The following is a 14243-nucleotide window of genomic DNA, read 5'->3' on the forward strand; positions in this document are numbered from 1 at the left end:
TGCCAACTCGTAATATTTGCTAAGTACTTTATTAAATGGATTGGTATAAAATTGCAATTTTTTTGCATAAATAGTAGAAAATAGGCAGACTGATTTTTAAATCAGTTATATAATTTAACCAGTATTTTTACAGAAAAAGAAATAAAATGTCTCTGAACCAAGTAGATCGCCAAATTTTGGCATTATTACAGCAGGATGCTAGCTTATCTACGGCAGAAATTGCCGATAAAGTTGGTTTATCTCAATCTCCATGTTGGCGTCGTATTGCTAAGCTTGAGCAAGATGGCTATATCAAAGGTAAAGTTGCTTTGCTTGACGAGAAAAAGCTTGGCTTTGATATGTTGGTTTACGCCCATGTTCGTTTATCTAACCACGGTAGAACAAATCTAGCAGAATTTGAGCGTTTAATTATGAGCTATGATGAAGTAACTGAGTGCTACAGCATGGCAGGTACTATGGACTTTATGCTTCGAATTATTTCGAAAGGCATAGAGGGTTACGAGCAGTTCGTACGTGATAACTTATTAAACCTTGAATTTGTACAAGAGGTTCACTCGAACGTAACAATGACTTGTGTTAAGCGTAGTACGTCTCTACCTCTTTAGTCTTTTTCTACTACGTTTTATTTTTTCGAAAACGGTTAGTGCTTTTAGGCACTAGCCGTTTTGTTGTTAATAATTGTTAACTTTTGCAGATTTTGCTAGAATTCTGCGCCTTGCCGAAATGCATTCACTATAAAGAGGATCTTAATGTTTAACTTACTCAGCAAAGCGCCAAGCTCTGCTAAAAACGATATTCTATCAGGCCTGACAGTTGCGTTGGCGTTAGTACCAGAAGCGGTTGCGTTTGCTTTTGTTGCTAATGTAGAACCATTAGTTGGTTTATATGCCGCATTTATTGTTGGCTTAATTACGGCTATTTTTGGTGGTCGTCCAGGTATGATTTCTGGTGCTACCGGTGCACTAGCCGTTGTAATGGTAAGTTTAGTATTAGATCATGGCGTAGAGTATTTATTTGCAACCGTCTTATTGATGGGAATACTGCAAGTGCTCGCGGGTATTTTTAAGCTTGGAAAGTTTATTCGAATGGTCCCGCATCCAGTAATGCTGGGCTTTGTAAACGGTCTTGCTATTGTGATTTTCTTAGCCCAACTAGGTCAATTTAAAGTACCCGATGGTATGGGTGGTCAACAGTGGATGGAAGGGCAAGCACTATATATTATGCTTGGTTTAGTAGCGTTAACTATGGCTATCATTCACTTCTTGCCTAAGTTAACCACTGCAGTTCCTTCATCGTTAGCTGCGATTGTAACCGTGACCGCGATTGTGATTGGCTTTGATTTAGAAGCACGTACAGTTCTTGATTTCTTAAAAGGGATGACTGGCAACGAGCAAGCTACTATTGCCGGAGGTTTACCTGAGTTCCATATTCCTATGGTGCCATTTAACCTTGAAACATTAAAAATTATCTTCCCTTATGCGTTAGTTTTAGCGGCAATTGGTTTAATTGAGTCATTATTAACATTAACTTTGATTGATGAAATTACTGAAACTCGTGGCCACAGTAATAAAGAGTGTATTGGTCAAGGTGCAGCAAATATTACTTGTGGATTCTTCGGAGCGATGGGTGGCTGTGCGATGATTGGTCAATCTATGATCAATATTAATTCGGGTGGTCGCTCACGTTTATCTGGCATTAGTGCAGCATTAATACTGCTAGCATTCATCATTTTTGCAGCCAGTTTAATTGAAATGATCCCACTTGCTGCGCTTGTTGGTGTTATGTTTATGGTTGTTTTAGGTACTTTCGAGTGGGCAAGCTTCAAAATGATGAAGCGTGTGCCTAAGTCTGATGCCTTTGTGATTGTACTTGTATCAGGTGTAACCGTAGTAACAGACCTTGCAATTGCAGTATGTGTGGGTGTCATTGTATCGGCTTTAGTATTTGCCTGGCAGCATGCGAAACACATTTACACGAGTAACTACATCGATGAACAAGGCTCTAAAGTGTATGAGCTTCATGGTCCATTATTCTTTGGCTCGGTTAAGAACTTTGCTGAGTTATTTGATGTTAAAAATGACCCTGATGATGTGATCATTGAATTCAAACACAGCCGTGTAGCTGATCACAGTGCAATTGAAGCAATTGATAGTCTTGCTGATAAATACGCTAAAGCAGGCAAACAATTACACTTGCGTCACTTAAGCCCAGACTGTATTCAGTTATTACATAAAGCACGTGACTTAGTTGAAGTTAATGTAATTGAAGATCCAAACTATAAAGTTGCTTCAGATAAATTAGCTTAAAAATAAAGCGTTTAAAAAGCGAAGGCTCACAAGGTCTTCGCTTTTTTAATGTCTGAATAATGCGGTAAGGCTATAAAAAATTAAGATAGGCGGCAGTGCTTTGTTCTCGTGACTATCGGTATAATAAAAATAATTATGAAAGGTAATCTTATATTTTGAATTGGCAATCATTAGTTGATAATCGACAACGCTTTTTCTGGGTTTTGCAAATTGCAGGCTGGATAGGGTATGCGTTAGTTAATTATATCGGCTCAAAAGTCTTTGAAATGCGTGATATTTACGTATTTGTTATTGTGTTAAACGCCTATGCAGGCTGTTTAATGACAGTACCTTTGCGTTATATGTACCGTAAAGTGTGGAATGCTTCACCTTGGGTATTGATGCTCGTGGTTTTTGGTGCTTCATATGTTACTGGGACACTTTGGGCTGTAGTACAAAAATTCAATTTATGGGAAATCTACCGTCACGGTTACCGCCCAAATGAGTGGTTTTATTACTTTCAGCAAGGTTTAGATTCGGTTTATATCATTCTTTGTTGGAGTGGTTTGTATTTTGGGATTAAGTATTATCAGCTATTGCAAAGTGAGCGTCAAAAAGCTTTAAAAGCAACCACTATGGCTCATGAAGCACAGCTTAAAATGCTGCGTTATCAACTTAACCCGCATTTTTTATTTAATACCTTAAATGCAATCTCCACGTTGATTTTGGTAAAAGAGAATAAAGATGCGAATTTAATGGTGTCTAAATTGAGTGATTTCTTACGTTATACACTTAATACCGACCCCATTAAAAAGGTGCCGTTAGAACAAGAAATTCATGCATTGATGCTGTACCTTGAAATCGAAAAAGTTCGCTTCGATGAGCGCTTACAAGTAAATGTTGATGTAAGCGAGCAAGCAAAAGAAGCCTTGGTACCAAGCTTAATCCTTCAGCCTATAATCGAAAACTCGATTAAGTATGCGATAGCGCAATTAAATGAAGGCGGTGTGATTGATATTAAAGCACAAGTTTTTGCAAATGAACTATTATTGGAAGTAGGCGATAATGGTCCTGGCACTGAGCTAAAAAATGGTCAACTAGTTAATTCACATGGCGTTGGCATAGCAAATACACAGGACCGCTTAAAAACACTTTATGAGAACAACTACTCGTTTGTTCTCTCTGACAATACGCCAAGTGGATTAAAAGTTAATCTGCGCGTTCCGTTTGAAAAGGCTGTTAAGAAATGAGCAAAATTAGAACTTTGATCGTTGATGATGAACCGTTAGCAAGAAAAGGCCTAGCTGTTCGACTTTCTGAGTTTGACGATTTAGAAGTCATTCGTTTATGTAGCAATGGTCAAGAAGCAATTGAAGAATGCTTATCAGGCAACATTCAATTGGTTTTCTTAGATATTCAAATGCCAAATATGAACGGTTTTGAAGTAGCAAGAGCACTTAGCGAGAGCGTAAATCCATTACCAGCTATTGTGTTTGTAACAGCTTTTGACCAGTTTGCAGTAAAAGCATTCGAGATTCATGCGTTGGATTATATTCTTAAACCAGTCGATGACAACAGACTAAAACAGGCGGTAGAAAAAGTGCATACCTATTTAAAAACGCAACAAGATAACGCCCATAAGAAAAAACTAGCGAGCTTTGTTGCAGGTATTACAGGCAATAATTGCGAAGAAATTCTAAAGAAGTTAGCAACGGGCGATAGCCTTGCTGATCGTCGTTATCCAGAATCATTAGCTGTAAAAGAGCAGGGCGAAATTGTCCGTGTGCCAGTAATTACAATTCAATGGGTTGATGCAGCAGGCGATTATATGTGCTTACATTGCCAAGATGGACAAACTCACATACTGCGCAAAACAATGAAAGAGCTTGAACAAGAGCTTGATCCGCAATTATTTGTCCGTGTTCATCGCAGTGCAATAGTGAATACAAAGCAAATTAGCAAGCTTGTTACTCAAGTAAGTGGAGAATACCTTTTAGTGTTAGATAACGGTCAAGAATTAAAAGTAAGCCGCAGCTACCGCGACAAAGTTAAAGCAGCACTTGCTAGTTAACTAATTAAATACAAACAAAAAAGGCGCAATCTATTGCGCCTTTTTTAATGAACATTAAAAAGTTTAAACTGTTACAATCTTCATTGTGTTGGTAGCACCAATTGTTTCCATCGCATCACCGTGAGTTAAAATCACAGTATCACCTGCTACAAGAGCACCTTGCTCAACAAGCGTATTTAGTGCGTCACGAACCATACTGTCATCTTCACATTTTGTTGAATCGAAGAATACAGGGTAAACACCACGGTAAAGCGCTGTCTGACCAAGTGTGTTAGCATGACGTGATAGTGAATAAATTGGTAAACCAGAGCTAATACGCGACATTAGTTTAGCTGTGCTACCTGATTCAGTTAGTGTCACAATCGCTTTTACAGAATCTAGGTGGTTAGCTGCATACATAGCAGATAACGCAATTGATTCAGCATTTGATGAAAAACGGCTGTCTAAACGGTGCTTAGAAACGTGAGTTTCTTTTTGTGATTCTGCGCCTAAACAAACACGAGCCATTGTAGCTACTGTTTCTTCAGGGTAGTCACCAGCCGCTGTTTCTGCAGATAACATAACTGCATCAGTGCCATCTAAAACTGCGTTTGCAACATCCATAACCTCAGCACGTGTTGGCATTGGGTTATCGATCATTGATTCCATCATTTGAGTTGCTGTAACCACAGTACGGTTTAGTGAACGCGCACGGCTAATAATTAGCTTTTGTTTACCAACAAGGGCTGCATCACCAATTTCTACACCTAAATCACCACGAGCAACCATAACTGCGTCTGAAGCAAGTACGATATCGTCGATTGCTTCAACGGTTTCAACCGCTTCTGCACGCTCGATTTTTGCAAGTAGTTGTGCGTTTGAGCCTGCAGCTTCTGCCAAAGAGCGAACATAACGCATATCATCGCCACTACGCGGAAATGAAACAGCAATATAATCAACACCAATTTCAGTCGCTGTGATTAAATCTTCTTTGTCTTTCTCGGTAAAAGCTGGGGCTGTTAAACCACCACCTAGACGGTTGATACCTTTATTGTTTGAAAGTACGCCACCTACAGTAACAGTCGTGTGAACTAGGTCACCATCAACGCTATCAACAGTTAATTGAATTAAACCGTCGTTTAATAACAATAAATCGCCTGTTTTAACATCGTTAGGTAACTCTTTATAGTCGATACCTACTGCATTAACGTCGCCTTGGCCCTTTTCCATTTTTGCATCAAGGGTAAATTTTGCGCCAACTTCTAGGTTTACTTTGCCGTCTTTAAACGTAGATACACGAATCTTAGGGCCTTGTAAGTCAGCAAGGATAGCAACGTGTTTGCCTAAACGCTTAGCAATGCTGCGTACCGCTTCTGCGCGGTCTTTATGATCTTGTGCAACGCCATGTGAGAAGTTCAAACGAACCACATTTGCACCTGCACGAATAATTTTTTCTAGGTTGTTATCGCGATCAGTTGCCGGTCCAAGGGTCGCAACAATTTTTGTGCGTCTTAGCATCAAATTCTCCTGTGCGCTCAAATATATTAAGCGAATTGATGGTTATCTATTAAAATGTCGTGCTATAAACCTTAATTATAGGCTTATACATAAGCACAATGTAGAACTCATAAGTAAAAAATGATTGTTTTTACTTATGAGAATCTGGCTCTTTGTATGAATTTTAAAGTTTACAAAGTATGAATGACGTTATTATGACACCGGTGTCAGGTAGCGTCAATACACATACCTTTTTAAAGGGTATTATAAAAATCTGGTCCGATGCCTTAGTAATTTTGATATACTGAGCGAAACGTCGCTTCATGATTTCTTAGATTTCTCTCAAGTTGGCTCTCAAGCTCGCATTTTTGGGCTGCTTGGGTATAATGCGCGCGTAATTATTTTGATTAACTAACCAATAGTTGTTACCGAGGAGGACACTAAATGCAAGTTGCATTAGTAGGGTTAGGCGTTATGGGTAAAAATCTTGCCCTCAACCTGATTGAAAAAGGGCTGACTTTAGTAGCTTATGATAAAAACCCAGATGCGGGTGCCGAGTTACTAAGCTGTGCAAAAACACTCGGTTTAGCAGACCGTTTACACATTGTGTCAGATTTAAATGATATGGTAAGACGCTTAGAGCCACCTCGTTCAATTCTACTTTTAGTTCCTGCTGGTGAATTGGTTGATAAAGTATGTACAGAGCTTGCAGAGGCAGGTGTTGACTGTGATGACATTATCGTAGATTGCGGCAACAGTAACTATAAAGATGGTATTAGCCGTAAGCTTAAATATCAAAACAAATTTGAATTTGCCACTATGGGGATTTCTGGTGGTGCTGAGGGCGCACGTCATGGTCCAGCTATGATGGCAAGTGGTTCAGAAGGCGGCTGGGAGCGTGTTGAGCCGTGGTTTGAAAAAGTAGCTGCAAGCTACAAAGGTGAGTCATGCTTTGCGCGAGTAGGCCAATCTGCAAGTGGCCACTTTGTGAAAATGGTACATAACGGTATCGAATATGCGTTAATGCAATTAATCGCTGAAATGTATCAACTACTTCGCTTAGGTACTAATCGTTCACCAAAAGAAGTTGCTGATATTTTCAATGAATGGTCAGAGGGAACTTTAAATAGCTACTTGCTGTCAATCTCTAGCCATATCTTAAGCCTTGAAACAACTGAAGGTGAACCTCTAGTTGATTTAATCGACAATAAGGTTGGCGCTAAAGGCACAGGCCTATGGACTGCACAAAATGCTTTAGAACTGGGTATTGCAGTACCATCATTAGTCGCAGCTGTGCAAGCTCGTCACTTAACAAATACTTGTGATACACATGCAGCTAAAGAAATGACTTACGCTGCTAAATCAACTGACTCAGTTGACTTAGATTTGGATGAGTTAAAAGATGCATTCACACTGGCAAGTTTACTTGCTTATCGTCAAGGCTTAGCACTTATCAAAGGTGCATCACGTGCTCATCAATGGAAAGTTGACCTTTCGAAAACGCTACAAACATGGCGTGCAGGTTGTATCATCCGTGCTGATTACTTAGATAATGTAGCTGATGGTGTAGAGTTTATCGATTCTATGCAGCGTGAATCAGCAGCATTACGAAAAGTAACAGGTGCTGCAGTTGCTTCGGGTCTTGCTTTCCCTGTGTTAACAGCAACGCAAACTTACATCGCGACGTTAACTACACCAAGTAATGGTCATCTTGTACAAGCACAACGTGACTATTTTGGCGAACATGGTATTAAAACGCATAGTGGTGAGATATGCCATTTAACAGACTTAGTTGAGATTGACGAAAAAGTTCGTTAATTATCAAAAAGCGTAAAAAAGGCACCAATTGGTGCCTTTTTTGTATTTGATGATTTTATTTTAACGGCTTAACTCACCACGTAAGTTGTCTTGCATCAAGTGACGAATAGTTTCAACCTCGAGCTTTTGGCTGAATAAGTAATGTAATTTAGTCAAACAGGCTTCTAATGTCATATCGTAGCCACTGATGACACCACAATTTAATAATGCATTACCTGTTGCATAACCACCCATATTTACTTGGCCTTTTAAACACTGTGTTAAATTAACTATTACCATACCGCGTTTACTTGCGTCATTAAGTATATCTAAAAACGCTGGATCTTGTGGGGCATTGCCCACACCAAAACTTAATAAAACAAGTGCTTTAATGTCGTCATTAACTAAACTTTTCACGACTTTTGGACTGATCCCGGGATATAGATAAAGCACACCAATTGGCTGAGGTGTGATATTTGATACCTGTAGTTCATTATCTACGTATGGGCTAAGTTGACCTTTGATCAGTTGAATATTGATTCCTGAAAGTGCTAGTGGTTCAAGATTAGGTGAAGCAAATGCATCAAAGCCATCGGCATGCGCTTTTGTAGCACGGTTACCACGAAACAATTGGTTATTGAAAAATAGGCTTACTTCTGCAATAGGGTAATTAGCTGCTAAGTACATCGCATTTAGTAAGTTCACTTGGCCATCAGAACGCAGTTGAGAGAGCGGTATTTGCGAGCCAGTCACAATTACAGGTTTCGTTAAGTTTTCGAACATAAAAGACAGGGCCGAAGCTGTGTATGCCATGGTATCGGTACCATGTAGCACTACAAAACCATCATAGTCTTGGTATTTACTTTTGATATCGTCAGCGATTAATTGCCAGTGGGCAGGGGACATATCAGAAGAATCAATAAGCGGGCAATATTCGTGAATATCAAACAAAGGCATTTCATCACGATTAAACTCTGCATTATTGACCACTGTTTCTGTTAAAAAACCTTCTGCCGGAACATAGCCTCGGCTCGATTTTTTCATACCAATAGTACCACCTGTATAGGCGATATATATACGTTTACGTTTCATAAAAAAAGCCCAGTTAAACAACTGGGCTTAGTATACCTAAAATTGCTTTGCTAAGTAACTTATTGAATTACGTTACATACTAAACAACGAGCGTAAACGCCTTGAGGATCGTTATAATCTTTTAGGTTATCAATTTCACTACTTAACTGATTTATTAGGCTTTGTAAGTTAGCTTGCGTAGCCAATACTGATGTAGATGAATCAGATTTAGCAAAGAAACTCTGAATAGCCGCTGTGCCTAAGATATCTTGTAGCATCTGCTCTTGAGGTGTTAATGACTGTTTGATGGTTTTAACATCATAATGCTTAAGCTTAGCAAGCTCGGCTGCTGCTTTAATTGCATCTTGTTTATCACCTAACTTATCAACTAAACCAAGGTCTTTTGCTTGAGTTGCAATCCATACACGGCCTTGGGCAATTTTATCAACTTGTTCAGGGGTCATGTTACGTGCTTCAGCCACCACATTTAAAAAGCGTTTGTATGCATTTTCAACGCTCATTTGAATGATATCTGACATTTTCTCATCAAGAGGGCGAGCTATAGAAAAACCAGCAAGGTCCGTTGTTGCAACGCCGTCTGAATAAATACCCAATTCAGCCATGGTGTTTTCAAAAGTCATGAAAGTACCGAATACACCGATTGAACCTGTGATTGTGCTAGGAGCAGCCCAAATTTCATTGGCTGCTGATGCAATCCAGTACCCACCTGATGCTGCCACTGAGCTCATTGATGCAATTACTGGTTTACCTGCTGCTTTTAGAGCTAATACTTCAGCGCGGATCACTTCAGAGGCGAACATGCTACCACCACCTGAGTCAATACGAAGTACAACAGCTTTTACTTTGTCATCTAGGCGTGCTTTACGAAGTAGGGCAGCTGTCGAATCACCGCCAATTTCACCGGCTTTGCGCTCGCCATCTACAATCGTTCCTTTAGCAACAACAACGGCAACTTTTTCAGTGATTGGGTTATCGAACTCAACGGGTGGTTTTACAAGTGATAAATACTCACGAAAGCTAACCTGTTTAAAAGTTTTACCCGTTTCTTCTGCACCCACTAACTCAATAAGTTGCTGGCGAATTTGTTGTGATGTTTTTAAAGAATCAACCCATTGATTATTTAACGCATACTGACCTGAGTTACCGTCAACTGCTTGCATTTTTGTTAGATATACTTCCATATCCTCATCAAAATTGCTTTCATCGAATGGACGACTCGCTGCAACATCAGTTTTATACTCGTTCCAAAGAGCTGTTAACCAGACACGGTTAGCTTCTTTTGCTGCATCTGACATGTCATTACGAATAAACGGTTCTACAGCTGATTTATAAGTACCAACACGGAAGATATGTTGAGTTACTTTTAATTTCTCAAGGGCATCTTTGAAGTAAAGCGGGAACATGCCGTAACCTTCAATGCTAACACCGCCATATGGGTGCATTGATACTTCATTAGCATGGGCAGCAATATAATATTGTGCTTGTGTGTAGTAGTAACCTGTAGCAATAACTTGTTTTCCAGCAGCTTTAAATGCATCAATTGCTTTGGTTATCTGTTTTAGCTTATTGATGTGCGCGCTAGGCATTTTTTGCAGGTCAAGTAGCATTACAGTGATGCGATCATCTTTGGTCGCTTCGTTGATCACTTCAACAACATCATCAAGAAGGATCTCTGATGGTGCTTCTTTGCCCATTGTTGCATCGTTGATAGCTGCTTCTACAGGATCAACATAGGTTTTTTCTTCAACAATTGGGCCGTTTAAGTTTAGGCGTAGCACGGTTCCATCTGCTACCTTTACTTGGTCTTCTTCACCAGTGATGGCAACAAAGAAGAAAATTACTAGTAATAAAAATAATATGTTTAGGACCAAACGGCGGGAAAAATTAATCCCGGTCCAAATGCCTTTAAATATCTTTGCTAGCAAAATAAATCCTTAATTCAGTACAGCTTAGTAGTGAACTTATCTTAGCTTAGAATAACTTTAAAATTAACTGTTAAATAGTAACAGAGTGTTTAAAACCACAATTTGCTACAGATTAATTAATAGCGAAAAGTTGATTATTCTAAGTTATTGCCGCAGAATCTATTTCTAATAGAGGTTCGACCAGTTAACGGGGCACACAATGTTAGAACAAAAATTACAATTACCGCATACCGAACTTCGTAATCGTTTGGTTATGGGCTCAATGCACACTGGCTTAGAAGAAGGCTGGCATAACCGTAAACGCTTACGTGCATTTTACGAAGCACGTGCCAAAGGTGGCACGGGTTTGATAATTACAGGGGGCTATAGCCCTAATTTACGCGGTAAGCTCTCACCATTCGCATCAACATTTAATTCATTTTATGATGTGATTAAACACAAAGCTTATACAGAAGCCGTACATCAACATGGCGGTAAAATTTGCTTACAATTATTGCATGCAGGTCGCTACGCATATCATCCATTTAATCAAGCGCCAAGTGCAATTCAAGCTCCTATTAATCCTTATAAACCTAAAGAGATGTCGTTAGGGTCAATTAAAAAGACCATAAAAGACTTTGCACATTCAGCAAAACTAGCTGAAAAAGCAGGCTATGATGGTGTTGAAATCATGGGCTCTGAAGGTTATTTAATTAATGAGTTTATGGCTAACCACACCAATAAAAGAACAGACAAGTATGGTGGTAGTTTAGAAAATCGAATGCGCTTAGCTTTGGATATAGTTAAAGCGGTGCGCGCTAAAGTGAGTCAAAAATTCATTATAGTATTTCGCTTGTCAGTGATGGATTTAATTCCCAATGGATCAACGCCCGATGAAGTAAAACAACAGGCTTTAGCTCTTGAACAAGCAGGTGTCGATATTTTTAATACCGGTATAGGTTGGCATGAAGCCCGTGTACCAACCATCGCAAGTATGGTACCACCGGGGGCATTTAAAGAAGCATCAAAACGCTTAAAAGATACGGTATCAGTGCCTGTTATCGCGGTTAACCGCATTAATACACCAGAAATTGCTAATGGTATTTTAGCGGCGGGTGAGTCAGATTTAATTTCGATGGCACGTCCTTTATTAGCGGACCCTGATTTTTTTAATAAGTACGTTAATAATAAAGCTGAGCAAATCAATATTTGTATCGGTTGTAATCAGGGCTGTTTAGACCATGTGTTTAAAAACAAACGTGCAACTTGTTTGGTTAATCCACAAGCGGCTTTTGAATTAGATTACAGTTTAGAAAAAACAAAATTTTCACGATTAGTCCTGGTTGTTGGTGCAGGCCCCGCTGGCCTTGCTGCAAGTTGTTACCTAGCAGAGAAAGGTCACAAGGTGACCTTAATTGAACGTAAAGAGCAAATGGGTGGTCAGTTTAACTTAGCAATGCAAGTGCCAGGTAAAGAAGACTTTAACCATACACTCAATTATTTCACTAATGAATTAAAGCGGTTGAATGTAGATTTGCAGCTTGGTACTGACTTTACTGATGATATGCTTAATCAATACGATGATGTGGTGTTTGCAACGGGCGTACGTCCGCGTGAAGCCAAAATCGAATGTGGAGATGGGAAACGCGTATTTGCTTATGATGAAGTTATTCGTGGTGAAGTCGAACTTGGTGAGAAAATTGCTATTCTTGGTGCCGGAGGTATAGGCTTTGATATGGTTGCCTTTTTAAGTGAGCATAAAGGGCAAACTATAGAGCAGTTCAAAGCTCAATGGGGCATTGAATGTGAACCTGCACCTGATAAAGACAACCGCCAAATATACATGCTTAAGCGCAGTGCAGGGCGTTTTGGTAGTGAACTTGGTAAAACGACAGGTTGGATCCATCGTCAAGTTGCTAAACAGCACGATGTAAAACAAATTGCTGAGTGTCAGTATATAAGCTTTGATGAAAAAGGTTTAAAAATTACTGTTAAAGGTGAAGAACAAATCTTAGATGTAGATACCGTGATTGCTTGTATTGGTCAGGTTTCAAATACTGAAACTTTTGAAAAAGAAACTGAAAACGCCAAAGTACACGTAATTGGAGGAGCCAAGCTTGCTGCAGCCATTGATGCAAAACGTGCAATTTTTGAAGCATTACAAGTTGCTCGTAAAATATAATTGAAAGTAAACTAGAAAACTCGCGGTCTGTGTGATTAATAAAATTAGTCACGAGACCGCTATGTTGAACACACACCTTCGACCTTTATACAACCGCATCTTAAACAACTTTCAGTTTTTAGATGGACTACCCAGCCTTTTAATTCGCTTAATTTTAGCTCCAGTGATGATAATTGCAGGTTTTAATAAACTTGCCTTAAGTGGTGATGTCACTCACTTCCACCAATACTTTTTAGCATCCAATGATATTGTTGCATGGTTTGGCAATAACGAATGGGGCTTAGGCCTGCCAATGCCCTCCGTACTAGCATTTTTAGCGGCATGGACAGAATTTTTAGGGGGGATATTTCTTTTATTAGGTTTATTTACCCGCTTAACCGCAATTCCTTTGATGATCACTATGGTTGTTGCAGCGACTACAGTACACGCTAGTAATGGCTGGTTTGCTGTAACCCCCACAGATGCAAGCACTAGCCCAGCAAGAGTTCTCAATTGGCTTTCAATACCAGGTAGTGAAGCCAGTTTGGTTAATTCAGATGAAGCAAGTGAGAGATTGACTAAAATGCGCGAGTTGCTAGAGACTCATGGTTATACAGAATACCTTTATGAAAAAGGTAAACCTGTGATCTTAAATAATGGGATTGAATTTTCCGCAATTTACTTTGTTATGCTGTTAAGCTTATTTTTTGTAGGTGGCGGTCGTTACGTTAGTTTAGATTATTGGTTAACTAGAAAAGTACCGAATAGCTTTATTGCTAATAAAGATAAATGATAAGCTAGAGTTATATTGCCTCTACTTGATAGGGGCCTTGTCTTAAGCTTTTACGGAACATTCATGGACGCTTTAACGCTATTACAAACTCGACAATCAGACCCTCGCCTTGTAGCACCAGGGCCTACGGCAGAACAACTTGAAATCATTAAGCGCGCAGCTATCAAAGTACCAGATCATGGCTGTATTGCTCCTTGGCGGTTTATTGTTGTAGAGGGGGATGCTCGGAATAAATTGGGTGAAATCTATCACCAAGCTGCTGTTGCTGAAAAACAGGATCAAAGAACGATTGATCGAGCAAAAGAATTACCGCTGCGTTCACCTATGATGATAATTGCTATTGCAGATGTAGCAGAAAACCCAAAAGTGCCTCGGATTGAGCAAGTGCAAAGTGCAGGATGTAGTGTTCTTGCAATGCAACAAGCTGCGTTTGCACAAGGTTTAGGAGGTATTTGGCGCACAGGCTATTTTGCACAGAGTCCAGCAGTGAAAGCAGCACTTGGCTGTAAAGAAGAAGATGAAATTGTTGGTTACCTATATTTGGGCACGCCAGAAGTAGATATCAAAAAGCCAATTAGACACAAGCCAGAGACGTTTTTTGAGAATTTATAAATAGTAGGAACTTTTATACAGTTAAGCAGTCAGACACTATTAAGCTTACTTA

11 protein-coding genes are annotated in these 14243 nt (G+C 39.5%); 8 read left to right on the forward strand and 3 right to left on the reverse strand.

Translation table 11 applies throughout. The features are described from left to right. Positions 1-146 precede the first annotated feature (146 nt). From HYD28_10215 to HYD28_10230, 4 genes are all read left to right on the forward strand, one after another. Positions 147-605, forward strand: coding sequence for an Lrp/AsnC family transcriptional regulator (locus HYD28_10215; GenBank protein ID QLE09294.1), 459 nt, complete (start codon positions 147-149; stop codon positions 603-605). Positions 606-749: 144 nt separating this feature from the next. Beyond that, positions 750-2306 carry a SulP family inorganic anion transporter gene (locus tag HYD28_10220; protein QLE09295.1) on the forward strand — a complete coding sequence of 519 codons (1557 nt, stop codon included), beginning with the start codon at positions 750-752 and terminating at the stop codon, positions 2304-2306. A gap of 155 nt (positions 2307-2461) precedes the next feature. Next, complete coding sequence (locus HYD28_10225; GenBank protein QLE09296.1) at positions 2462-3535, forward strand: histidine kinase; 1074 nt, start codon at positions 2462-2464, stop codon at positions 3533-3535. Continuing rightward, positions 3532-4356 carry a response regulator transcription factor gene (locus tag HYD28_10230; GenBank protein ID QLE09297.1) on the forward strand — a complete coding sequence of 275 codons (825 nt, stop codon included), beginning with the start codon at positions 3532-3534 and terminating at the stop codon, positions 4354-4356. Before HYD28_10225 ends, HYD28_10230 begins: the two co-directional genes overlap by 4 nt. Before the next feature lie 63 nt (positions 4357-4419). Here the strand turns inward: HYD28_10230 and pyk are convergent, their stop codons facing one another. Next, positions 4420-5853: a pyruvate kinase gene (gene pyk, locus HYD28_10235; protein ID QLE09298.1), complete on the reverse strand. Its 1434-nt coding sequence runs from the start codon at positions 5851-5853 to the stop codon at positions 4420-4422. 423 nt (positions 5854-6276) lie between these two features. Here pyk and gndA point away from each other — a divergent pair, with 423 nt between their 5' ends. Then, the gene (gene gndA / locus HYD28_10240) at positions 6277-7650 is read left to right on the forward strand and encodes an NADP-dependent phosphogluconate dehydrogenase (protein ID QLE09299.1); all 1374 of its coding nucleotides are present in this window, start codon (positions 6277-6279) and stop codon (positions 7648-7650) included. A 60-nt stretch (positions 7651-7710) separates the two neighbouring features. On the opposite strand, the gene ansA is transcribed toward gndA, so the two are convergent. Beyond that, positions 7711-8721, reverse strand: coding sequence for an asparaginase (gene ansA / locus HYD28_10245; GenBank protein ID QLE09300.1), 1011 nt, complete (start codon positions 8719-8721; stop codon positions 7711-7713). A 59-nt stretch (positions 8722-8780) separates the two neighbouring features. Next, positions 8781-10646, reverse strand: coding sequence for a signal peptide peptidase SppA (sppA, locus tag HYD28_10250; protein ID QLE09301.1), 1866 nt, complete (start codon positions 10644-10646; stop codon positions 8781-8783). 199 nt (positions 10647-10845) lie between these two features. Here sppA and HYD28_10255 point away from each other — a divergent pair, with 199 nt between their 5' ends. From HYD28_10255 to HYD28_10265, 3 genes are all read left to right on the forward strand, one after another. Beyond that, positions 10846-12807 (forward strand): FAD-dependent oxidoreductase, encoded by a 1962-nt coding sequence (locus tag HYD28_10255; protein QLE09302.1) that lies wholly within the window; start codon positions 10846-10848, stop codon positions 12805-12807. A gap of 61 nt (positions 12808-12868) precedes the next feature. Further along, positions 12869-13579: a DoxX family protein gene (locus HYD28_10260; GenBank protein QLE09303.1), complete on the forward strand. Its 711-nt coding sequence runs from the start codon at positions 12869-12871 to the stop codon at positions 13577-13579. A gap of 63 nt (positions 13580-13642) precedes the next feature. After that, complete coding sequence (locus tag HYD28_10265; GenBank protein ID QLE09304.1) at positions 13643-14191, forward strand: NAD(P)H nitroreductase; 549 nt, start codon at positions 13643-13645, stop codon at positions 14189-14191. Positions 14192-14243 lie beyond the last annotated feature (52 nt).

The organism is Pseudoalteromonas shioyasakiensis (genome assembly GCA_013391845.1).
Taxonomy (GTDB): domain Bacteria; phylum Pseudomonadota; class Gammaproteobacteria; order Enterobacterales; family Alteromonadaceae; genus Pseudoalteromonas; species Pseudoalteromonas apostichopi.

Coding starts and splice junctions, on each gene's coding strand:
- HYD28_10215 (QLE09294.1), top strand. CDS start 147: ATGTCTCTGAACCAAGTAGATCGCCAAATTTTGGCATTATTACAGCAG.
- HYD28_10220 (QLE09295.1), top strand. CDS start 750: ATGTTTAACTTACTCAGCAAAGCGCCAAGCTCTGCTAAAAACGATATT.
- HYD28_10230 (QLE09297.1), top strand. CDS start 3,532: ATGAGCAAAATTAGAACTTTGATCGTTGATGATGAACCGTTAGCAAGA.
- pyk (QLE09298.1), bottom strand. CDS start 5,853: ATGCTAAGACGCACAAAAATTGTTGCGACCCTTGGACCGGCAACTGAT.
- gndA (QLE09299.1), top strand. CDS start 6,277: ATGCAAGTTGCATTAGTAGGGTTAGGCGTTATGGGTAAAAATCTTGCC.
- ansA (QLE09300.1), bottom strand. CDS start 8,721: ATGAAACGTAAACGTATATATATCGCCTATACAGGTGGTACTATTGGT.
- HYD28_10255 (QLE09302.1), top strand. CDS start 10,846: ATGTTAGAACAAAAATTACAATTACCGCATACCGAACTTCGTAATCGT.
- HYD28_10260 (QLE09303.1), top strand. CDS start 12,869: ATGTTGAACACACACCTTCGACCTTTATACAACCGCATCTTAAACAAC.
- HYD28_10265 (QLE09304.1), top strand. CDS start 13,643: ATGGACGCTTTAACGCTATTACAAACTCGACAATCAGACCCTCGCCTT.